This is a genomic window from Rhizobium tropici CIAT 899, from assembly GCF_000330885.1.
GTDB lineage: Bacteria > Pseudomonadota > Alphaproteobacteria > Rhizobiales > Rhizobiaceae > Rhizobium > Rhizobium tropici.
This window is the reverse complement of record NC_020059.1, coordinates 2075456-2096968: the sequence shown is the minus strand read 5'-3', so window position 1 is coordinate 2096968 and position 21513 is coordinate 2075456. Positions and strand designations below refer to the sequence as shown.

Sequence of the window (21513 nt, the reverse complement as noted above, 5' to 3'; positions counted from 1 at the left end):
CGTTTAAATCTTAAGAAGATGCTGCGCCGAAATGATTTGTTTGCCATCTTCGCCAAGGATTTGTTCTTAAAGGAGGCAACAACGTGATGCGGTCGGGCCGCCTGTTTCGTGACGGCGTGGTCACTTTCGCGCTGCTTGCTATTCTTGCATTATTCGCGTTGAAGATGAACAATCGACCGGAAATCGTTCAAAACGGCAGCTTTTATGTCATTGACGGCGACACGCTTTCCGCCGGTGGCGAACGCTTGAGACTGAAAGGGATCGATGCTCCCGAATATCGGCAGCGCTGCCAACGCAATGGCGCGGATTGGGCCTGCGGCGAAGAAGCACGCAAGGCGCTTGCCACAATGATTAAGACCGGAGCGCCCGAATGTCGGGGACGGGAGAGAGATCGCTATGGTCGCCTGTTGGTGACGTGTGTCGCCGGCGATGCCGATATCAACGCCGCGATGGTGCGCAGTGGCATGGCGGTTTCTTATGGCGGCTATGCAAGCGAAGAGCGGAGCGCACGGCAGGCGAAGGCTGGGCTTTGGGCCAGTGATTTCGAGAGGCCGAGCAACTATCGGCGCGAGGAGCGTATGGCCCATGACAATGACCCGATTGCCGGATGGCTCGGCTATTTGCGCCAGCTTGTCGGTTGGAGCGCTCCATGAAGCAGGAGAGCGAATTGCAAATCCTGCGCTCGGCGATTGCGGCCTGCCGTCTCTGTCGGGATGCACCGGCAAAGGGCGAAGCGGATCGCCTGCCGCATGAGCCGCGTCCGGTTGCGACACTATCATCGACTGCACGGATACTTATCGCAGGGCAGGCGCCAGGATTGCGCGTTCACGAGAGCGGTCTGCCGTTCAACGATGCCTCGGGTGATCGTTTGCGTCACTGGCTCGCCGTAGATCGCGAGAGTTTCTACAATCCGGATCATTTCGCTATAATGGGCATGGGCTTCTGCTTTCCAGGCTATGACAAGACTGGAAGCGATCTGCCGCCGCGCAAGGAGTGCGCGCCTTTATGGCGGCAGCGGGCAATGGATGCGATGCCGCAGATCGAATTGATCGTGACAATCGGTCAATATGCGCAGGCTTGGCATCTTGGGGCGGAGCGCATGGGTTCGATGACCGAGACGGTCGCGCAGTGGCGGCGTTATCTTCTAACCAACCGGTCGCCGTCCGTCCTGCCATTGCCGCATCCAAGTTGGCGCAACAGCGGCTGGCTGAAACGTAACCCGTGGTTCGAGGCCGAGTTGCTTCCCGTGTTACAACAACGTGTGAAAAGCCTGCTTCCTTGAGAAAAAGTTTCTTTTCTTTCGCTAAAAACAAGCTATAGAGAGAATATAATTCGAAGGGATGCTTAAAATGGACCGCCTAGACCGCAAAATCCTGCGCCTGTTGCAGGAGGATTCCACTCTGGCCGTAGCCGATCTTGCCAAGAAGGTCGGTCTCTCGACGACGCCCTGCTGGCGCCGCATCCAGAAGATGGAAGAGGATGGCGTCATTCGCCGCCGCGTGGCCTTGCTCGATCCGGAAAAGGTCAACACGAAGGTCACGGTTTTTGTTTCGATCCGCACCAATAGCCACTCCATCGAATGGCTGAAGCGCTTCTCAGAAGTGATCGCCGATTTCCCGGAAGTGGTCGAATTCTATCGCATGAGCGGTGACGTGGACTATCTGCTGCGTGTCGTCGTCCCGGATATCGCCGCTTACGATGCCTTCTACAAGCGCATGATCGCCAAGATCGAAATCCGCGATGTCTCCTCGGCTTTCGCGATGGAGCAGATCAAGTATTCGACGGAACTGCCGCTCGATTACATGCTGCTGGAAAATGCCAGGTCCAACGAGGACTGATATGGACTGAGCGCCGCTCTGATGAGGCGCTCAGCAGAAGCTGTTGATTTTCCGGCAGCCTTTTACTTCTTGTCCAGGCGCGCGAGCAGCGAGGAGGTATCCCAGCGATTGCCTCCCATCGCCTGGACGTCGCCGTAGAACTGGTCGACGAGGGCCGTGAGCGGCAGCTTGGCCTGATTGCGGCGGGCCTCCTCGAGCACGATGCCGAGATCCTTGCGCATCCAGTCGACCGCAAAGCCGAAATCATATTTACCGGCATTCATGGTCTTGTGGCGGTTTTCCATTTGCCAGGAACCGGCGGCGCCCTTGGAAATGACCTCAACGACCTTTTCGATATCGAGCCCCGCCTGCTTGCCGAAATGGATGCCTTCGGCGAGTCCCTGGACGATGCCGGCAATGCAGATCTGGTTGATCATCTTGGTCAGTTGTCCCGCGCCGACAGCCCCCATCAGCCCGACCATGCGGGCATAGGCGTCGATGACGGGACGAGCCTTCTCGAACACGGCCTCGTCACCGCCACACATGACGGTCAAAACACCATTCTCTGCGCCGGCCTGTCCGCCGGAAACCGGGGCGTCGATGAAGGCAATGCCTTTTTCCTTGGCGGCTGCGTAGAGTTCGCGGGCGACTTCGGCACTTGCGGTGGTGTTGTCGATGAGGATGGAACCGGCCTTCATGCTTGAAAGGACGCCGTTCTCGCCCGTCGTCACCGAGCGAAGGTCGTCGTCATTGCCGACGCAGGTGAAGACGAAATCGGCGCCTGCGGCAGCCTGAGCTGGGGTAGGGGCAAACTTGCCGTCATATTGTTTGGCCCATGCCTCGGCTTTGGTAACGGTGCGGTTATAGACGGTGACATCATGTCCGCCCTTGACCTTCAGATGCCCCGCCATGGGGTAACCCATGACGCCCATGCCGATGAATGAGACCTTTGCCATTTCATAACTCCGTGACCGAATTTGTCTCGAAGGCTTAGCCGAAAGGTCGGAGGGACGAAAGACCGATTTGTCCGGTAACTTGTCACCATGGCATACGACGTGAAATCTGATTTCCAATTTTTGCATTTATCGGAATGGAATTTCGCCATCGTCGTGAATCTTCATAATTTTCTTTGTCGATATAATCTATGGATTTGCGATCTTTAAGCCATCGACAACGAGCCGGTGGCCGCGGAAGCGCCGAGGCCTCATGAAAAGGGATCTTCGATGATTTCGCGCAGACAGACACTCGGCCTTCTCGGTGCGACCGCGGTTGCCTTCGCTTTGCCTTCCGTTCGACAGTCACGTGCGGCCGCAGCGACGACGCTTCGGATCGGCTGGCAGAAGAACAGCGTATTGGCATTGGCAAAGCGTCAAAGGGCGTTGGAAAAGCGACTTTCCGATCGCGGCATATCCGTCGAATGGTCGGAATTCACATCCGGCCCGCCGCTGCTGGAAGCTCTTGGCGCCGGTGCTCTCGATTTCGGTGCGACGGGCGACGTGCCGCCGCTGTTTGCGCAGGCCGCCAATGGCAATCTGCTGTATGTCGGCATTTACACCGGCAGCCCCGAAAGCTCCGCCATTCTCGTGCGCAAGGATTCGCCGATCCAGACGCTTGCCGATCTCAAGGGAAAGAAGGTTGCCTTCAAGCGCGGTTCCAGCGCCCATAACGTCGCCGTCAAGGCGCTTCGCAAAGGTGGGCTGACGATCAACGATGTGCAGCCGCTCGATCTCACGCCGCCGGATGCGTCCGCCGCGTTCAAGACGGGCGCGATCGACGCCTGGTCGATCTGGGATCCCTATCTCGCCATTGCAGAGGCCGATCCGGATACCCGCATCCTTGCGACTGCGCGGGGCATCGTCGATTCCTTCAGCTATTTCCTGGCCAACGGCGATTTCACTAAGGATAATCCGCAGGTGATTATCGACGTCATCGACGAACTGGCCAAGGTGGGGGCGGCGGCGCAATCGGATTTGGACGGCACCGTTAAGGCCATGTCTGAAATCACCGGCGTGCCGGCCGAGGTGACGCGGGTGGTGCTGACGCGCCCCGGTGCGAATCTTGGCGGCGTCTCTACCATCACAGATGCGGCGATCGCCTATCAGCAGGGGCTGGCTGACGAGTTCTACAATCTTGGCATCGTTCCGAAGAAGCTGAACGTCACGGACATCGTCTGGCGGCCGAAGGCAAGCTGAGGCTGACAAGATCCGCGGATATTGCCCCCGCCCGAAACACTACGGGCGGGGCCGTTATCAGGAAAAATATTTCGCCAGATACAGGCGATTAGAAAATCTATATTGTCGATGTAATCGATAGTCTATGCCATTATCCGGATCGAACATCGGGAGTGGCTCCCGACCACGCGCATCCAGAAAGCAGGAAAGCTTCATGACCGCGACCGCAAAACCCATCGATTTTCTCTGGTTCATTCCGACCTCCGGCGACGGCACTTATCTGGGTACGGCCGATCTCAACCGTGGCCCGGAGATCGGCTATCTCCAGCAGATCGCGCAGGCGGTCGACCGACTTGGTTATACCGGCGTGTTGCTTCCGACGGGTGTGTCCTGCGAAGAGTCTTTCGTGACGGCCGCGGCGCTCTCGGCGCATACGCAGAAGCTGAAGTTCCTGGTCGCGATCCGTCCGGGCACGGCCTCGCCAGCCTACTATGCGCGCCTTGCCTCGACGCTCGATCGCGTCTCGAACGGTCGCGTGCTGCTGAACATCGTCGTTGGCGGCAGCCCGGCGGAACTCGCCGGTGACGGCATTCATCTGGAACACGATGAGCGCTACGCCCATGCCGATGAATTCTTCCATGTCTGGGAGGAGCTGTTGGAGACGGGATCGTCCACCTTCGAAGGCAAATATATCAAGGCGACGAATGCGCGGCTTGGATTGCCGCCGGTGCAGGCACCGCGCCCGCCGCTCTATTTCGGTGGATCTTCGGATGCCGGCATCGAATTCTCGGTTGGTCGCGTCGACAAGTATCTGACATGGGGCGAACCGCCGGCACTGGTGGCCGAAAAAATTGCAAAGGTGCGCGCAGCCGCTGCCAAGCGTGGGCGCGAGGTCAGCTTCGGCATTCGCCTTCACTTCATCGTTCGCGAGACGGACGAAGAGGCATGGGCTGCGGCCGACAAGCTGATCTCCAAGCTCGACGACGAGACGATCCGCGAAGCCCAGGAGCAATTCGTCAACCAGTCCGATTCTGTTGGCCAGAAGCGCATGGCGGCGCTGCATGGCGGCCGCCGCGACAAGCTCGAAGTTTCGCCGAATCTCTGGGCTGGCGTCGGCCTGGTCCGTGCTGGCGCCGGTACGGCACTTGTGGGATCGCCGAAGACAGTTGCTGCAAGGCTGCGGGAATATCAGGAGCTCGGCATCGAAACCGTGATCGGCTCGGGCTATCCGCATCTGGAGGAAGCTTATCGTGTGGCCGAACTGCTCTTCCCCGAGCTGGGATTGAAGCGCGACGAGCAGCGCGCCGGCTTCCGCAACGAATTCGGCGCCAAGCAGATTTTCGCGGGCGGCAGTCATGGCGGCAATCTCAAGGTCGTTTCCGGCTCGTAACGCCAGATCAAAGGGAGATCCCCATGTCGGCATTCGACACGTCCTTCGTCCGCGTGGTCTCGGAACGGCGCGCACGCCAGGCCAGGGTCGCGCGGCAAGGTATTTCGTTCCAGAGGTTTCTGCCGTTCCTGCTGCCGGTTGTCGTCATCGCGGCATGGCAGCTGGGCTCGTCGCTTGGATGGATCTCCACCCGCATCATGCCGTCGCCGGCGGCCGTCGTGGTCGCCTTCTGGCAGACCACGATTTCCGGACAGCTGCCGAACAATATCCTCGTCAGCGCCGGTCGCGCCTTCGCCGGCTTGCTAGTCGGCGGCTCGATCGGCTTCCTGCTTGGCATCGCCAACGGCGTATCGCGGCTGTCGGAGCAATTGACCGATACGACGCTGCAGATGCTGCGCACCATTCCGCATCTCGCCATGGTACCGCTCGTCATTCTCTGGTTCGGGATCGGCGAGGAATCCAAGCTGTTCCTGACCGCGCTCGGTGTACTCTTCCCGATCTATCTCAACACCTATCACGGCGTGCGCAATGTCGATCGCGGGCTGATCGAGATGGGACGGGTCTACGGCATGAGCAATTGGACGCTGTTCCGGAAGGTCATCTTCCCCGGCGCACTTCCGTCCATTCTCGTCGGCTTGCGGTTTGCTCTCGGCATCATGTGGCTGACGCTCATCGTTGCCGAATCGATCGCGGCATCGTCGGGCATTGGCTACATGGCCAACAATGCCCGCGAGTTTGGCATGACTGATGTCGTAGTGCTGACGCTGGTCATCTACGCCATTCTCGGCAAGCTCGCCGATGTCGTCGCACGGGCGATCGAGCGCAGGGCTTTGCGCTGGAATCCGGCCTATCGGAATTGAGGAGCTTCCCATGAGCGTCAACACACTCGATCGCCCACGGGCGGAAGCCAAAAATGTTGCCGCGCAGGCTGCGGGCGCTGCGGCCATCCATATCAAGGGTCTGGAGAAGAGTTTCGGCAACAACCGCGTCTTGCGCGGCATCGATCTCGATATTCCCGCTGGTCAATTCGTCGCCGTCATCGGCAAGAGCGGCTGCGGCAAGAGCACGCTGCTGCGCATCCTGATGGGGCTGGAAGAGCCGAGTGCCGGTCATCTACGCTTTGAAGCGGTCGATGGTGGTGACACTCAGCCCAATACACGCATCGTCTTTCAGGAGCCGCGGCTGCTGCCCTGGCTTTCCGTCGCCGACAATGTTGCGGTGGGCCTGGGCGAGGGCGTGCCACAAAACGTATCGAAGAGGGAAACGGCTTCGGTTCTCTCTGAGGTGCAGCTTGCCGAGAAGGCCGGTGAATGGCCCTCGAGCCTTTCCGGTGGGCAGAAGCAGCGCGTGGCGCTCGCCCGTGCGCTCGTCAGCAAGCCCGGTATTCTTGCCCTCGATGAGCCGCTTGGCGCGCTGGATGCTTTGACCCGCATCAGCATGCAGGAACTGCTGAACCGCGTCTGGCGTGAGCTCGGCTTTACCGCCGTGCTTGTGACCCACGATGTCAGCGAAGCCGTGCATCTGGCCGATCGGGTCGTGGTGCTGGACGAGGGCCGGATCGTGCTCGATCTCGATATTCCATATCCGCATCCCCGCCGTCACGGCAATCCGGCGCTTGCAGAGCTCGAAGGGCAGCTGCTGGCGGCAATTCTCGGCGACGCACGGAATTAGAGCTTTTCCGCTTTTTTCGAATTGCGAAAACGCTCTATCTTCTGTTTTTACGCAATTCCAGACGAAAAACCGCTACGCACTTTTCCTGGAATTGCTCTAGTTCGGCCTGCTATCGTCTCCCTCGACATAGAGCTTGAGGTTGTCGAAGCCGATTTCCGTGCCCATGAGGCGCGAGCCGTTGTCGCTGTAGCCATCGAGGAACACGACCTGTTCGACGAAGGTCATTTTCGTGCCGCCAGGCCCGGGCGCGAAGCTGACCGTTGCCAGCGATACGGAGATTCTGACGTCGTCGAGCGTCATGTCGAAAGCATAAATGAAGCGCTCGTTCTGAACGACGTCGATATAGCGCGCCTGATAGGCATGTACGACGCCATCCGTGGAGGCAGTGCGGTTGCTTTCGCTACCGCCGGTGCGGAAATCGAGCTGGAACTCCAGCTGCTTCCAATTATCATGACAGCCGAACCATTGCCGCTTCTGCTCCGGTATTGCCCAGGCATCGAAGACCTTGGGGAGGGGTGCTTTGAAATGACGCTCTATGGTGATCGTCGTATGGTCTGTGGATCTTATGCTCATTCGTCCGTCGTCTCCGTCGATGTATCAGCGAGAAATAGGTCGAGCCGGTCGAAGGTCCTGTTCCAAGATGCCTTGCGCTCGGCAATCCAGCGCTCGACGGCTGCCAGCGCTTCCTTGCGCAGATGATAGGTACGCACCCGCCCGGCCTTTTCCGACAGCACCAGTCCGCTCGTCTCAAGTACTTGCAGATGTTTCATCACGGTCGGCAGCGCCATATCGAGGGGCTGAGCCAGTTCCGTGACGGAGGCCGGTCCACGCCCGAGCCTGTCGATCATGCCGCGACGGCTTTGATCGGACAGAGCCTGGAACATGCGGTCGAGCGCTTGCGATTCTTCAAGCATTCGGCTTTTCCGGCCGGAACTGCGCCGGCAGCTTGTCACTATAAGGGTACATACGGAAATAGGGCGTTGCTTCCTGCAGGACGCGGGCGAAGGAAGGGCGCTCGATAAGGCGCCGATAATAGGCCTTCAGCCGATCATGCTCTTGGGCGAAGGGGATAAGGGTTTCAGCGTAGAAGAGAGCCGGCGCGGCGGCGCAATCCGCCATTGTCACATTGTCGCCGGTGATCCAGGTTTTCCCGTCCAGCTGCTTTTCGATCATGCCATAAGCGGTGCGCAGCAAGGTCTCGGCTTCGGCGACGCTTTGCGGACGCCGCTCCCCTTCTGCCCGACGCACGTCCGCGACGATCGCTTGCATTGGCTCCTGCACATAGAGATCGAAGAAGCGATCCCAGAGCCGCACACATAGGGCGTCCGATGGATCTGTCGGCAGCAGCTGCGTTGCGCCGGGATAATGCCGGTCGAGATATTCGATGATGATGCTGGTCTCGGGAACGGTGCTGTCGAGAGCTTCGTCGCGAAGCACTGGAAATTTTGCGAGCGGCCAGAGGCGCACCAGCGCGGCGCGCGATTCCGCATTGCCGAGATCGATGATGCGGCTTTCGAATGGCGTCCCGTTTTCATAGAGCGCCATCAACACCTTGTGGCAAAAGGAGGCGAGGGGATGCTGATAGAGAATAAGGGACATGCGGCGACCTTTCCGAGATCAAGGTTCGAGCTGATACTTATCTGAATGGCTAAGTATCAGCTCGCCAGTCGCCGCGCAAGGAAATAGTTATCCAAATGGATAACTATTTGCGATGTGATGTAATTTGCCTCAATCGGCGAGACGACGGGCGATGACCAGATGACCCGGTGTTGGCTGGCCATCTTCCATACGGACGTTGATGTCGGTGATTTCGACGAGTTCGAAGCCGGTCGCAGTCAGCCTTTCGCGCACATAGGCTTCGGAATGGGCGAAGCGCTGATGCGGGCCGACTATATAGGGACGTCCGGCCATGGTCGCCTCAGCTAGGGTCTCCGAAGAGAAGATGAAGAGGCCGCTCGGCGTCATGTTTTCGGCGGCGCCGAAGAACAGCGGCTCCAGTGCACCGAGATAGGGTAGGACATCAGTCGCGGTGATCAGGTCGAACGGTTCCTCGTCATTGTCGTCGAGAAAATCCTCGACCTCGGCAACGAAGAGCGTTTCGTAGATATCCTTCTCATGGGCGACTTCGACCATGTTCTCGGAAATGTCGATGCCGGTGATATCCTCGGCGATATCGCGCAGCGTGCCGCCGGTGAGGCCAGTGCCGCAGCCGAGGTCGAGCATGCGCTTGAAGGGACCGAGGCCGAGCGCCTGCAGGCGCTGGCGCACGAGAACCGGGACGTGGTAGCCGAGTTGCTCCACCAGCACGTCTTCGAAAACTTCGGCATGCTGATCGAACAGGGTTTCAACATAGGCGTCAGGCGCCTTGGCCGGCGTCTCGCCGCGTCCCATCGAGGCGATGCGCACGGCTGCGCCGCCGTGGTCTTCCGGATCGAGAGCCAGCACCTTCTCATAGGCCTGAACCGCAGCGTCGATATCGCCCGCCTTCTCCAGTGCCAGTGCCTGGTTATAGGCTTCCGCCAGCGCGTCTTCGTCGATCTTCTTCTTTGCCATGAGTGACAGCCCTTCCATTCGTCACGCAGGCATTAAGGCGCTTGATCGGCTTTTGCAATGCTTGCCGTGTCGCCCAGCGGGCGCACTGGTGATGCCGAAGACCCGATGCGGCTAATGCAGGATGAATTCGCCCTTTAGCGCCCGCCATTCGGTTGCTGAAATCAGCTTGCGATGGACATAGCGCACGGAATGCAGCGGGCCGTCCAGCGTTTCCTGCCAGAATTTCAGGAAGCCGCGCATTTCCGGGAAGTTCGGGGCGAGATCATAATCCTGCCAGATATAGGTTTGCAGGAATTGCGGATGATCGGGCAGGCGGTAGAAGATCTGCGCCGTCGTCAACCCATAACCCTGCAACTGCTTTTGCATGTCGTTATGCATGAGTTTTCTCTTTCCGTTCCCATTCTTGTTCGTGACTCATGGTCACTCAAATATGGAAACAACAGATGGTAAACTCAAGCTTTACAAAAATGTCATGATGGAAATTTATTCACAGAAATCAATGTATTAGCAGCGACTGCATGCGAGTGCTGCCAAGGCTGCGCCCAGGCGCAGCCTTGGGCGGGATCAGCGCTTGAGGTGCCGTGTCAGCCCGCCTTCCATCCGCGCCCAGCCGTTTCGCATGAGCTCGACAATCACGAGATAGAAGATCGCAGCCCAAAGATAGATCTGGTAGTCGTAGGTCCGCGAGAAGGCGTAGCGTGTTTCGCCCATCAGGTCGAAGACCGTAATAATGGAGACGGTTGCCGAACTCTTGATCAGCAGGATGATCTCGTTGCCGTAGGGGCGCAGCGCCACGATGAGCGCTTGTGGAATGATGATCTTGCGGAAGGCGATCCAGGTATGGATACCAAGAGCGCTGGCCGCTTCCCGCTGGCCCTTCGGCACGCTCTGAATGGCGCCCCGGACGATTTCCGTCTGATAGGCCGCCGTGTTCAGCGTCATGGCGAACACGCCGCAATAAAACGGGTCCTTGAAGAACCACCAGAGGCCGATATCCTCGAAGAACCAGCGAAAGCTCGGGAAACCGTAATAGACCATGAAAATCTGCGCCAGCAGCGGCGTGCCGCGGAACAGATAGACATAGCAATAGGTCAGCGTGCTCAGGATCTTGTTGCTCGACATACGGGCAAAGGCCAGCGGTATCGAGAGAATCGCGCCGAGGATAAAGGATGTGGCGACCAGCTTGACCGTGATCCAGAGACCGTGAAGCAGCCGTGGCCCATAGGTTTCGAGCTTATCAACATCCCACCCGCTTATAATCATTGCCAGCAGCGAAATGCCGAGAACGGCCCAGAGGGTCAGGAAAAAATAACCGGCGATGCGCGCCTTGGACAGCTTCGTGACCGTCTTCGGGGGTGCCGGCTGGGCGGCGATCAGAACTTCGGCATGGCTCATCGATGGACCTCCGCACGTTTAGCCCATCGATCGAGATAGAAGAGGCCGACGGAAGAGATGACGGCCAGCGTCAGATAAAACAGGCAGGCGATGGAATAGAAGGTGAAGGGCGCCTTGGTGGCGCGGACGGCAATCCCTGTCTGTCTGATGATATCGGCAAGGCCGATGATGGACACGTAAGACGTATCCTTCAGCAGGTTCATCCAGAGGTTCCCGAGATTTGGTAGGGAGATACGCACGAGTTGCGGCACGATGATAAGCCGCATGGTTCGTGCCCGATGAAATCCAAGTGCATCGCCTGCCTCATATTGACCTTTGGGAATGGCTTTGAAGGCAGAGAGGAGAACTTCCGAACAATAGGCGGAAAAGACGATTGCCAGCGCCACCATGCCGGCCGCGAAGGCGTTGATCTCAACGGGTCCGTCATAACCGAACTTGGCGAGCACGGATTGCAAGAGGATCTGCATGCCATAGTAGATGATGAAGAGCGTCAGCAGCTCCGGCAGGCCACGGAAAATCGTCGTGAAGACACCAGCGGCGAGCCTCAGCGATTTCTCTTCCGATTGCTGCGCGAGCGCGACGAAGAAGCCGATGACGATGCCAAGCGGCAGCGTCAGGACCGAAACGGCGATGGTGATCTTCAAGCCACCGGCAAGCTCATCGCCCCATCCCGTGTCGCCACAGGCGAGCATCGTATTTTGGCCGAACAGAGTGAACAGTCCGGCCGGACCACACAATGGGTCAAAAATCGTACTCAACCAGGTCCACAAGGAACCAAGGGCGGAAAACAATCCGCTCATGCCATATTTCCCCTAGCGGCTTTTGCCGCGTTTCTGCTTATATTCATCTCGTTGTCAAACAAAAACGGCGGAAGGGCAAGCTTCCGCCGTCGTCTTTTCCCAGGGAATCGACGGGCGATCAATCGCCGTAGACGTCGAAATCGAAATACTTGTCCTGGATCTTCTTGTAGGTGCCATCAGCGCGGATCGCAGCGATCGCGGCGTTCAGCTTATCCTTGAGGGCCGCATCGCCCTTGCGGATGGCGATGCCTGCACCGACGCCATTGATGACCGGGTCGCTTTTCAGCGTGCCGAGCATCTTGCAGCAATTGCCCGCATCGGACTTCACCCATTCGGACAGCACGACGACGTCGTCGATGGCGGCATCGATACGACCGTTGCTGAGGTCGAGCTTGTATTCGTCAGCCGACGGATAGAGCTTGAGCTCGGCATCCTTCAGGTGGGCGGACGCATAGTTGGCATGCGTCGTGGATGACTGTGCGCCGATCGTCTTGCCCTTCAGGGCTTCGTCGGTCGCTTCCTTGAGAGTGGAGTCCTTCGGAATGGCGATTGCCGGCGGCGTATTGTAAATCTTGTTGGTGAAGTCGACGATCTTCTCGCGCTCGGGCGTGATCGACATGGACGAGATGATCGCGTCGAACTTCTTGGCCTGCAGGGCGGGAATGATGCCGTCGAAATCCTGGTTTACGAAGGTGCACTTGACCTTCATGTGATCGCAAAGCGCATTGGTTATATCGATATCGAAGCCGGTGAACTTGCCGCCGGCGTCAAGCGATTCGAAAGGCGGGTAGGTCGCGTCCGTGCCGAAGACGATCGTGTCGCCGTCGGCAAGCGCCGCACCGGCGACGAGCGACATTGCGGCGAAGGACGCGGCGGCAATAAGACGAGTGGAGATGCGCATATTGACCCTCTCTGTTGGTGGCCGGCAGCCCATTATTGTTTTTGGCAGACGGCTCGAGTGGAGCGGGCCGGTGGCCCGCCTCGCGGCGATATTCGTACTTTTTTTTGGGAAAATGCAACTGGAATTACAAAGGCAATCTGCCTTTGCGCAATGCCGCCGTAATGCACGCGCTACACAGGCAAATCTGAATGTAAGCCATCCATTGCGTTCAGGCAGGGTTAATTACGGCAACCTAATAGTGCGGGAACATATAGCGCTTGCCGCGATTCAGCCTCATGAGAACCGAAAATTGGCCGGGTTCCTGAGGCAATCGCCTTGCTTGCTGAGATTCGCAATTCGGCAGACAAAGATCATAAGAGGAGACCCCTATGGGAAAGCGATCCAGATTATTTGCCAGCGCCGCGTTTCCGCTGCTTTCGCTGTCGCTCGCCTTCGAGCCGGCAGCAGCTGCGGCCCTGCAAGAGCAGCCAATCGCACCGCTGAACAACGGCATCGGCGATGCCCCCGCCCCCGCCGCAGACACAAGTTTCGAGGTGGCGCAGCAGGAGGCGCCGGCAGCTCAGCCCGATGAAGAGCAGCTTAAGCACAAGAAGCCTGCCGAAGGCGGGGAAGGTCAGAAGCATCAGGGTGGTGGCGAGCAGCAGCAGCACCAGATGAAGCAGGCTGAGCCCGAGGGCGAGCCGCAGCCAAAGCCGCAGAAGCAGCAACAGCCCGAAGCACAGCCGCCGAAGGCCGAGCATCAGCAGCCCGCGGAGCAGGAGCAGCCGAAGCCGCAGAAGCAGCAGCCGGCCGCAGAGGCGCCGCCTGAGCCTAAAAAGCAGCGCCAGCAGCCGGCCGAGGAGCCTCAGGCACAGCCCGAAGCCAAGCCGCAGCCGAAGGCCGTCGCCCCCGAGGCGGAGCCGGAAGCGCCACAGCCGAAGCCGAAGGCGAAGCAGCCCGAAGCCAAGCAGCCTGTAGAGCAAGAGCAACCGAAGCCGCAAAAGCAGCAGCCGACCGAAGCGCCGCAGCCGAAGGTGGAACAGCAGCCTGCAACGGAAGCGCAGCCGGAGGCCAAGCCCGAGCCGAAGGCCAAGCATGGTTCGAAGGCGCAGCAGCCGGCGCCGGCCGAGACGCAGGCTCCCGCCGCGGGCGGACAGCCGAATCAGGAGGCCCAGCCTGGAAAGCAGGCACAGCCCGAACAGAAGGCTCAACCCAAGCCGCAAGGTCAGACCGAGGCTCCGGCGAAGCAGCCTGCCGAGCAGCAGCCGGCACCGGCCGGCGAACCTGCCCAGGGACATAAGGCACAGCCGGGAACGCAGCCTCAGACGCAGGCACAGCCCGAAATGCAGCCCGGAGCGCCTGCGACGCCTGGTACTGCGCAGGGGCAGAAGCAGGGTGGGGACAAGACCCACGGCACACAGCCGCAGAACCAGCAGCAGGGCGAGCAGCCCGCGGCCAATCCGCAGCAGCCGGCCCAGCAGGGCACGCCGCAAGGACAGCCAACACAGGCTGGCAACCCGGCAACGCCGCAGCTTGGCAAGCAGCAGCCGGCCAATGGCGCAGCAACGCCGGCTCAAGCTGGTGCAACGGCTCCCGCCGCCAACGGCAATGGCCAGCAGGCTGGCGAAATCCAGCTGCCTCCGGCCGAGCAGGTCTCGCCGCAGGAACTGGAGCGCCGTAAGAAGATCGCGGAGAATCCAGCCTCCGCCAATGGTCCCGTCATCCTGCCCGTCGAAAACGGAAGTGCGGTTCTGGACAGCCAGAAGGATGCGGTTCGTCGTGGCGAGCATCTGAACAACGGGCAAAATCCCGCGGCCCCAGGCACCAAGGGTGGTCGTGGACAGGCCGGTCAGGCTCCGCAGAGCGGGCAGGCCCAGACCGCCCCGGCCCAGCAGCCGCCACCGGCTTACACCAAGCCGCCGACCTCCGATGCTGAGGCCCAGCGCGCGGCAGCCGGCGGCCAGCCGCAACCTCCGGTCAAGATGGAAGCCGTAACCAGCGAGCAGGGCCGCCGGATCGATCGCCGACCGGATTTTGCCCCGCCGCAGGGTACGACGTACCAGACCATCATCAATCAGGACAATCGCACGGTCGTGAATGTCGACAACACCTATGTCGTCCGTCATGACGATACCGAGCGCTTCGTCCGTGGCGGCGAGCGGCCGGTCTATGAACAACTGCAGCGGGACCGCTATCGCGAGACGATCGATCAGCCCGACGGCGATCGCGTCGTGACGATCCGCAATCGCTATGGCGACATCGTCCAGCGTTCGCGTATCGATGCAAGCGGTCGCGAATATGTGCTGTTCTACTCGCCGGAACTGGAAGATCGTCCAGACAATGACGACTACTACCGCGATCCGGGTGAAGATCTGCCGCCGATGCGACTGCTCATTCCGTTGAGCCAGTACATCATCGACACGGCATCGAACCGCAATGCCGACTATTACGACTTCCTGCGCGAGCCGCCGGTCGAGCCGGTCGAGCGTATCTATTCGGTCAACGAAGTCCGTTATTCGGCTCGTATCCGCGACAAGATCCGCCGTATCGACCTCGACACGATCACCTTCGCGACGGGCAGCGCCGAAATTCCGATGTCGCAGGCGAGCACCCTTCGCGGTGTCGCCGATGGCATGTTGAAGATCATCAAGCGCGATCCGACAGAAACCTTCCTGATCGAGGGCCATACGGATGCGGTGGGTTCGGCCCAGAGCAATCTGATCCTGTCGGACCAACGCGCGGAATCGGTCGCCAACGTGCTGACGGATGTCTACGGCATTCCTGCCGAAAACCTGGTCACCCAGGGCTACGGCGAGCAGTATCTCAAGGTGAATACGCTCGGCCCGTCACAGGAAAACCGCCGCGTCACCATTCGCCGCATTACACCGCTGGTGCGCCCGGTCGCATCGAACCGATAAGAAACGGCTTACAGCTTGATAGCAGGGGCCGCTGGGAAACCGGCGGCCTTTCTATTCGTCGGTTTGCCAAGGCCGACTTTCGCGGCGATGAAATCGGCGATGGCGAGAGTGTCGTTGAGGTCGAAAACAGTGAGCGGACCGGCGTCTTCCACCGCATGGTCGGCGGCGATGGCAACGATGTGAGGGTCCTGTGGGGCTAGCGGTTCGCGCTTAGCCGCCTCCAGCCGGCGCGCCTCGATTTTCGGGATGGGTTCACGCTTGTAACCCTCGATCAAGACGAGGTCGCAGGGAGCGAGACGCGCCAGTATTTCTTCGAAGCTCGGTTCGGGGGTGCCGCGCAATTCGTGCATGATGGCATAGCGCGTGCCTGAAACGATGGTGACCTCATGCGCGCCCGCCTCGCGATGTCGAAAGCTGTCGGCGCCTACCTTGTCTATATCGAAATCATGATGCGCATGCTTGATGGTCGAGATGCGATAACCGCGCTGGGTGAACTCCGCGACCAGCCTCACCGCGAGCCCCGTCTTGCCGGAATTCTTCCAGCCGGCAATGCCGAAGATTTTGGGCCGAGATTTCGTCATGACATGTCTTCCAAAGCTGCCAGCCATGTCTCCGCTTCGGCGAGATCGGCTGGCGTATTGATGTTAAAGAAGGGATCGAGAGGCCCGATTGCCGTTTCGATCGCGGGAAGCTCCACCCGCCGCACCTTATGTCGAGCGAGGAAATCCCTGACGCGCCGTTTGTCGTCGGAGGAGATCCATAGTTCCAGATCGGCGGTGGCGGAGACGGGCCAGAGACCGAAAACAGGATGATCCTGACCGAGTGATGCGGCAATGGCAATCTCATCGGGGCCGTGAATGACGTGGGCAAGGCGCGCGACGAGATCGGAAGGAAAGAACGGGGTGTCGATGGGGATGGTGGCGATGTGCGAGGCCTCGGGGTGATGCAATTGCGCGTCCTGCAAAGCAGCGAGCACACCTGCAAGCGGCCCTAATTTACCGGGAATTCTATCCGGAATGAGCCGCATCCCCATGGCGTCAGGCCAATCGGCATCCGCATTCAGTGCGATCGGTTTGAGCTGCCGTTGCCCGATCTTCGACGCGATACGAGCGATCAAGCTTTCGCCGGCGAGCATCGCAAAAGCCTTGTTGGCGCCCATCCGGCTGGAACGGCCTCCCGCGAGAAGAACGACGGGAATATCTTTGGGATTGGCGATGAAGTCGGACATGATTGCGACCTCAGGCGGGAACGCGGGGTTCTGATTCCTGCGCGACAGGCTCGGCCGCCCGCCGTCTGCTTTCGCGATAGAAAGTATAGATGCCGGAGGCGATGACAACGGCTGCGCCGAAGACAGACCATCCGTCCGGCACTTCGCCAAAGGCGATCAATCCGAGCAGAGCTGACCAGATGAGACTGAGATAGCGGAACGGCGCGACGAAAGAGATTTCGCCCGTGCGCATGGCCAATATGACGCCCTGGTAGCCGATCAGCACCAGAACGGAGGCCAGCAGGATCTGCAGGAGCGACGTCGTGCTCGCCGGCTGCCAGCCGCCGAAGGGGATGATGCACAATGCTCCGAATATGGATATGGAAATTGCGGTGCAGAGCGTGACCATCAGCGACGGCACGTCCTTGTCTATGCAGCGTGTCGCCAGATCGCGGGCGGCGGTCGCAAACATGCAGGCGATAGCAAGGAGGGCTGACGTCGTGAACCCGTCACGGCCGGGCCTGATGATGATCAGCACGCCGACGAAGCCGACGGCAATGGCCGTCCATCGCCTCCATCCCACTGGCTCCTTCAGGAAAATCATCGCGCCAAGCGTCACGGCAAGCGGAACAGCCTGCTGGATGGCGGAGGCATTGGCGATGGGCATCATTCCAAGAGCAGTGATGTAGGTTGCCGCCGCCAGAGCTTCGCAGGCGATGCGTAGCGCAATCATCGGCTGCAGGATGACACGCCAATTGCGCAGGGCGCCCATTCGACGGGCAAGCAGATACACAAAAAAACTCGTGAACAAGCCGCGGATGAAGATGATCTCGCCTGCATTCATCGTTGCGATGACCGTCTTGGACAACGCATCGCTACAGGAGAAGCCGGCCATGGAGGCCGCCATGAAGAGCGCGCCCTGCGTATTCTTGGTCAGTCGCATGAGAAAGATGAGTCCCTGATTACCCATCTGGATTAGCGCCGTTTTCAGCAAATTGGAATCGGCTGTGTTTCGGCCGAAGTTGAATTCGTTTGAGCGGGCAGTCAAATTCGATTGTGCGTTGCGGGATATTTGTCGTTTATCGGCGTAATTTTTCGCGCTGTGGTCGCGGAATGATACAGCGGTTGCAGTTTTTTTGCCGTTGCAGAGGCTTTTAGGCAGGCGATTAATGCTTATTCAATCTTATTTCCCGAGGCTCTCAGCGGTTTTGCATGAGGCAGAAGCACCTACCGCAGCGCAGCAGGAATGACGATCCCGCCTTCGCTGGAGATTTTTAATAATCCAGTTGAGGCGCCGTATGTTTTTCATTGATCGTCTTTTGCAAGGCCGCAGGATTGTCACCAAAGTCCTTATTTTCGTGGTGCCTCTGGTGGTTCTGATCGCCGGCGTCGGCCTGGTGGGCTATCACACGGCCAATATTCTGAACGGCCATATGACCGTGACGCGCGCCACGATCGAAAATATCAGCGATTTCGAAAACCTGCAGGCCGCGCTGCAGGAATTCACGGGGTCCCCTTCCGATGACACGCGCCAGACATTGGCCGCTAAGATCGACGCGCAGGAACAGGGCGTCCGTCGCTTAAGTGGGCTGCTCAGTGACGATCAGCGCGCCAAGATCATTCCGGTCACCGAGCTTGCCGCCAGGATGCGCACGCAGGAAGCGACGCTCTGGTCTATCAGACAGAAGCAGGACAGCGACGTCGAAGCCATCCGGAAGGCGGTACAAAATATCGAGGCGACCGCCAAGGCCGCCGGTAAGCAGATCGACATCATCCGCAAGGATTTCAGCGACAAGGAAACCTTCGCCAAGGAACTGCTCTACGATGCTGCGGCCTATAAGGGCCTCTCGGAGAAGATGAGTAATCTGCGCATCCAGGTGCAGATGGCGGCCGATTCCACCGAGGAGATTTCGGACACGCGCACCTATGCGGACGCTATCCTGAAGCAGGTGACTGTTTCCAAGGCACTCGTTTCCAAGCGCGGCGCCAGCCTCGTCGCAAATGCCTCCGATGCGGCCGACAAGCTCGATGCGGTATTGAAGAGCTCAGGCACGCCAGACCAGAAGGTCGAGGCCATGGGGCCGATCCTGCAGAGCTTTGTGAAGATCGAAGGCGAGATGACCCTGCAGTCGGCCAAGAACAGCGATACCGCCGCCGATCGTTTCGTCAGCCTGGACAAGATCATCGATGGCCAAAAGGAGCTTCTGGATCATGTCGATCAGGCGCTTAGTCTCGTCGATCGCCTGACGTTGCATGCCTCGCGCATGGAAAACGTTCGCGATGCAGCCTCACGCGAACCGGTTCTTGCGGATCTCAAGGATCTGCAGAGCATAGCTGCAAGGATTTCGGAGCTCGGCCCGACCAACGCCACCATGCGTGATTTTGCGGCTCACATGAAGCCGCTGATCGAGGGCTTGACCAACGGATCGGCCGATCTGCTGCAGACGGCAGCCGACTGGAAGACGACGCGTGTTCAGTCCAACACCTTGCTGGCCGATGCGATGACCTCTCTGCGCGGCTTCGTTGCCCAGGCGCAGGAACTCGGCAAGGAAGATAGCGAGCGCTCGGCCAATGTCTCCGTCATCGCCATGATCGTCGGCACGCTGCTTGCCATCATCGGCGGTCTCATGCTCGTGGAAACTCTGCGCGGTCCGCTGAAGCGCGTTGCCGACGTGATGACGCGCCTTGCAAGCGGTGACCTGGAAGTCGCGATCGACGGCCGCAATCGCGGCGATGAGATCGGCGACATGGTACGCTCCGTCAGCGTCTTCCGCGATGCCGCGCTTGAAAATGTCCGGCTGGAGCGGGAAGCCGAAAGCGCCCGTGCGCTCTCTGCGGAAGAGGCTGCCCGTCGCGCCGCCGAGCGCGCCCGCATCGAAGCCGAGCAGAAGCAGGCACTCAATGCGCTGGCCGACGTTCTCGCCAAGCTTGCCGACGGCAATCTGGAAGAGGGCATGCGCGAGGACCTTTCGGCTGACTTCGTGGAAATGGCCTTCACCTACAATCACGCGGTCGAGGCGCTGCGTGAGACCCTGACGGACGTCCGCTACACGGCCGAGGAGATCAAGGGCGGCACCGGCAATCTTGCCATGTCGGCCGACGACCTCGCTCGGCGCACCGAGCAGCAGGCTGCCGCCCTCGAGGAAAGCTCGCGGGCACTGCATCGCCTCAGCGACGTCGTGCGCTCGACCGCCGATCGCGCACGGCAAACGGCGACCTCCGTCAACGAGACGCAGGCCTATGCGACCCAATCGGGCGAAGTCGTCGCCAAAGCTGTGGGCGCCATGAGCGAGATCAACCGTTCGTCGGAGAAGATCGCGACGATCATCGGGGTCATCGACGAGATCGCCTTCCAGACCAACCTCCTTGCTCTGAATGCCGGTGTCGAGGCAGCCCGTGCCGGTGAAGCCGGCCGCGGCTTTGCTGTTGTCGCTCAGGAGGTGCGTGAACTTGCGCAACGCTGTGCCAATGCGGCGAAGGAGATCAAGGGCTTGATTTCCGCAAGCTCCACTCAGGTGCGGAACGGCGTTCATCTGGTCGAGCAGACCGGCGCGGCGCTTACCGAGATCATCAACCATGTCACCGGCGTCCAGAGGCTCGTTGCCGACATTTCCTCTGCGACGACAGAGCAATCGACCGGTATCGAGGAAGTCACCCGCGCGGTTTCCGAAGTCGAGCTGATCACGCAGCGGAACGCGGCGATGGTCGAGGAGAACAATGCGGAGATCCACGGCCTGCGCCAGCGCGTGGATATGCTTTCGGAAAAGATCGATCGCTTCCGCACCGGCGATGGCGAGGCGGAACATGCGAGCTATGGCAATGCGGATGCACGTTACTGCGCTGCGTAAGGCTGCATCGATAGAAAGACCATCATGAATCGAAAAGCGCCGGGCCAATGGTCCGGCGCTTTTCGATTGAAGCTTGCTATCGCCACTGATGAATTGCGAGCAAATTACCGGCCGAGATGGAGCGCCTCGCCATCGGCGGGAATGAGCAGCCGCGAGGAATCGAGACCGCCTGCCTCTGCGGTTTGGCGAAGATCCTGGCGCGTGACGGTCGCGTGATCGAGCGCTTCCATATGAGTTGCGACGATAGTCGCTTGCGGGGCGAGGCGGCTGACTTCGAGCGTCTGTTTGTCGTCCATGACGATCAGATCGCCATCCCAACGGGCGCCGCAGGAATGGGTGACGATGATATCGGGGGAGAATTCACGGATCGTTTCGGCGACCGGAGGGTAAAGCACGGTATCGCCAGCCCAATAGACGGTGGGTTCGCCGACAGCTTCCAGCGTGAGGCCGATGACCGGCCCCATTTTTTCCACCACTGGCCCAACGCCGTGGCTGCCTTGCCGCGGCGTGATTGTCACGCCTTGCCAAACGACCGATTGCGTGAGCGGCGTGACGTTTGTGAACCCCGCGTCGCGGATACGTCCTTCGTCACCGGGTTGGCAAAGGATCGGCAGTGTTTTCGGCACGCGCTCCTTCGCCACGGCATCGAAATGATCGGTATGGAGATGCGATACGATCACCAGCTCGACGTCCTGGAGAATGTCGTCGATCGAACGCGGCAGTTCCGTCATCGGATTGGGAGAGCGGCCGGTGAAGGACGGGAGACTGTGGCGCGGTGCAAAATAAGGGTCGATCAACAGAATATGGCCGCCATAGGTGACCTTCAGCGTCGCATTGCGAATAAGCTCAAGCTGCATATTTGA

22 protein-coding genes are annotated in these 21513 nt (G+C 59.6%); 9 read left to right on the top strand and 13 right to left on the bottom strand.

Translation table 11 applies throughout. The features are described 5' to 3' along the window. The first annotated feature begins 83 nt into the window (after positions 1-83). The 3 genes from RTCIAT899_RS10240 (at position 84) to RTCIAT899_RS10230 (ending at position 1838) form a co-directional block, all read left to right on the top strand. Positions 84-653, top strand: a complete 570-nt coding sequence (locus RTCIAT899_RS10240) for a thermonuclease family protein (protein ID WP_041677479.1) — start codon at positions 84-86, stop codon at positions 651-653. Beyond that, a complete protein-coding gene (locus RTCIAT899_RS10235; RefSeq protein ID WP_015340152.1) occupies positions 650-1282 on the top strand; it encodes a uracil-DNA glycosylase family protein in 633 nt (210 codons plus the stop codon). The genes RTCIAT899_RS10240 and RTCIAT899_RS10235 overlap by 4 nt, the downstream gene beginning before the upstream one ends. A gap of 67 nt (positions 1283-1349) precedes the next feature. Then, positions 1350-1838: an Lrp/AsnC family transcriptional regulator gene (locus tag RTCIAT899_RS10230; protein ID WP_015340151.1), complete on the top strand. Its 489-nt coding sequence runs from the start codon at positions 1350-1352 to the stop codon at positions 1836-1838. Between the two features lie 62 nt (positions 1839-1900). Here RTCIAT899_RS10230 and RTCIAT899_RS10225 read toward each other — a convergent pair whose 3' ends face one another. Then, the gene (locus tag RTCIAT899_RS10225; protein ID WP_015340150.1) at positions 1901-2773 is read right to left on the bottom strand and encodes an NAD(P)-dependent oxidoreductase; all 873 of its coding nucleotides are present in this window, start codon (positions 2771-2773) and stop codon (positions 1901-1903) included. Between the two features lie 267 nt (positions 2774-3040). Here RTCIAT899_RS10225 and RTCIAT899_RS10220 point away from each other — a divergent pair, with 267 nt between their 5' ends. The 4 genes from RTCIAT899_RS10220 to RTCIAT899_RS10205 all read left to right on the top strand — a co-directional run bounded on the left by RTCIAT899_RS10220 (position 3041) and on the right by RTCIAT899_RS10205 (position 7049). After that, positions 3041-4009 carry an aliphatic sulfonate ABC transporter substrate-binding protein gene (locus tag RTCIAT899_RS10220; protein ID WP_015340149.1) on the top strand — a complete coding sequence of 323 codons (969 nt, stop codon included), beginning with the start codon at positions 3041-3043 and terminating at the stop codon, positions 4007-4009. Between the two features lie 193 nt (positions 4010-4202). Continuing rightward, positions 4203-5378: an FMNH2-dependent alkanesulfonate monooxygenase gene (gene ssuD / locus RTCIAT899_RS10215; protein ID WP_015340148.1), complete on the top strand. Its 1176-nt coding sequence runs from the start codon at positions 4203-4205 to the stop codon at positions 5376-5378. A 23-nt stretch (positions 5379-5401) separates the two neighbouring features. Next, positions 5402-6238: an aliphatic sulfonate ABC transporter permease SsuC gene (ssuC, locus tag RTCIAT899_RS10210; RefSeq protein WP_015340147.1), complete on the top strand. Its 837-nt coding sequence runs from the start codon at positions 5402-5404 to the stop codon at positions 6236-6238. A 10-nt stretch (positions 6239-6248) separates the two neighbouring features. Next, the gene (locus RTCIAT899_RS10205) at positions 6249-7049 is read left to right on the top strand and encodes an ABC transporter ATP-binding protein (protein ID WP_015340146.1); all 801 of its coding nucleotides are present in this window, start codon (positions 6249-6251) and stop codon (positions 7047-7049) included. A 96-nt stretch (positions 7050-7145) separates the two neighbouring features. On the opposite strand, the gene RTCIAT899_RS10200 is transcribed toward RTCIAT899_RS10205, so the two are convergent. The 8 genes from RTCIAT899_RS10200 to RTCIAT899_RS10165 form a co-directional block, all read right to left on the bottom strand. Next, the gene (locus tag RTCIAT899_RS10200; protein WP_015340145.1) at positions 7146-7622 is read right to left on the bottom strand and encodes an SRPBCC family protein; all 477 of its coding nucleotides are present in this window, start codon (positions 7620-7622) and stop codon (positions 7146-7148) included. Beyond that, the gene (locus tag RTCIAT899_RS10195) at positions 7619-7963 is read right to left on the bottom strand and encodes an ArsR/SmtB family transcription factor (RefSeq protein ID WP_015340144.1); all 345 of its coding nucleotides are present in this window, start codon (positions 7961-7963) and stop codon (positions 7619-7621) included. Before RTCIAT899_RS10195 ends, RTCIAT899_RS10200 begins: the two co-directional genes overlap by 4 nt. Next, entirely contained in the window at positions 7956-8648 is a 693-nt protein-coding gene (locus RTCIAT899_RS10190; RefSeq protein WP_015340143.1) for a glutathione S-transferase family protein, read from the bottom strand. The genes RTCIAT899_RS10195 and RTCIAT899_RS10190 overlap by 8 nt, the downstream gene beginning before the upstream one ends. 129 nt (positions 8649-8777) lie before the next feature. Continuing rightward, on the bottom strand, positions 8778-9602 hold the full coding sequence (locus RTCIAT899_RS10185) for a methyltransferase domain-containing protein (RefSeq protein WP_015340142.1): 825 nt from the start codon (positions 9600-9602) through the stop codon (positions 8778-8780). Positions 9603-9713: 111 nt separating this feature from the next. Continuing rightward, complete coding sequence (locus tag RTCIAT899_RS10180; RefSeq protein ID WP_015340141.1) at positions 9714-9980, bottom strand: usg protein; 267 nt, start codon at positions 9978-9980, stop codon at positions 9714-9716. 186 nt (positions 9981-10166) lie between these two features. Further along, entirely contained in the window at positions 10167-10997 is an 831-nt protein-coding gene (locus RTCIAT899_RS10175) for an ABC transporter permease (protein WP_015340140.1), read from the bottom strand. After that, the gene (locus tag RTCIAT899_RS10170; protein WP_015340139.1) at positions 10994-11797 is read right to left on the bottom strand and encodes an ABC transporter permease; all 804 of its coding nucleotides are present in this window, start codon (positions 11795-11797) and stop codon (positions 10994-10996) included. Before RTCIAT899_RS10170 ends, RTCIAT899_RS10175 begins: the two co-directional genes overlap by 4 nt. A gap of 118 nt (positions 11798-11915) precedes the next feature. After that, positions 11916-12698 (bottom strand): lysine/arginine/ornithine ABC transporter substrate-binding protein, encoded by a 783-nt coding sequence (locus tag RTCIAT899_RS10165; RefSeq protein ID WP_015340138.1) that lies wholly within the window; start codon positions 12696-12698, stop codon positions 11916-11918. A 368-nt stretch (positions 12699-13066) separates the two neighbouring features. Between RTCIAT899_RS10165 and RTCIAT899_RS10160 the strand changes: the two genes are divergently transcribed. Further along, positions 13067-15595 (top strand): OmpA family protein, encoded by a 2529-nt coding sequence (locus RTCIAT899_RS10160; protein WP_015340137.1) that lies wholly within the window; start codon positions 13067-13069, stop codon positions 15593-15595. 8 nt (positions 15596-15603) lie between these two features. On the opposite strand, the gene mobB is transcribed toward RTCIAT899_RS10160, so the two are convergent. The 3 genes from mobB to RTCIAT899_RS10145 are packed head-to-tail and all read right to left on the bottom strand — an operon-like array spanning position 15604 to position 17745. Then, complete coding sequence (gene mobB, locus RTCIAT899_RS10155; protein WP_015340136.1) at positions 15604-16176, bottom strand: molybdopterin-guanine dinucleotide biosynthesis protein B; 573 nt, start codon at positions 16174-16176, stop codon at positions 15604-15606. After that, positions 16173-16823, bottom strand: coding sequence for a molybdenum cofactor guanylyltransferase MobA (gene mobA / locus RTCIAT899_RS10150; RefSeq protein WP_015340135.1), 651 nt, complete (start codon positions 16821-16823; stop codon positions 16173-16175). Before mobA ends, mobB begins: the two co-directional genes overlap by 4 nt. Positions 16824-16833: 10 nt before the next feature. Further along, positions 16834-17745, bottom strand: coding sequence for a DMT family transporter (locus tag RTCIAT899_RS10145; protein ID WP_015340134.1), 912 nt, complete (start codon positions 17743-17745; stop codon positions 16834-16836). 355 nt (positions 17746-18100) lie between these two features. On the opposite strand from RTCIAT899_RS10145, the gene RTCIAT899_RS10140 reads away from it, so the two are divergent. Continuing rightward, positions 18101-20650, top strand: coding sequence for a methyl-accepting chemotaxis protein (locus RTCIAT899_RS10140; protein WP_015340133.1), 2550 nt, complete (start codon positions 18101-18103; stop codon positions 20648-20650). A gap of 104 nt (positions 20651-20754) precedes the next feature. Here RTCIAT899_RS10140 and RTCIAT899_RS10135 read toward each other — a convergent pair whose 3' ends face one another. Continuing rightward, entirely contained in the window at positions 20755-21507 is a 753-nt protein-coding gene (locus RTCIAT899_RS10135; RefSeq protein WP_015340132.1) for an MBL fold metallo-hydrolase, read from the bottom strand. Between the last annotated feature and the right edge of the window lie 6 nt (positions 21508-21513).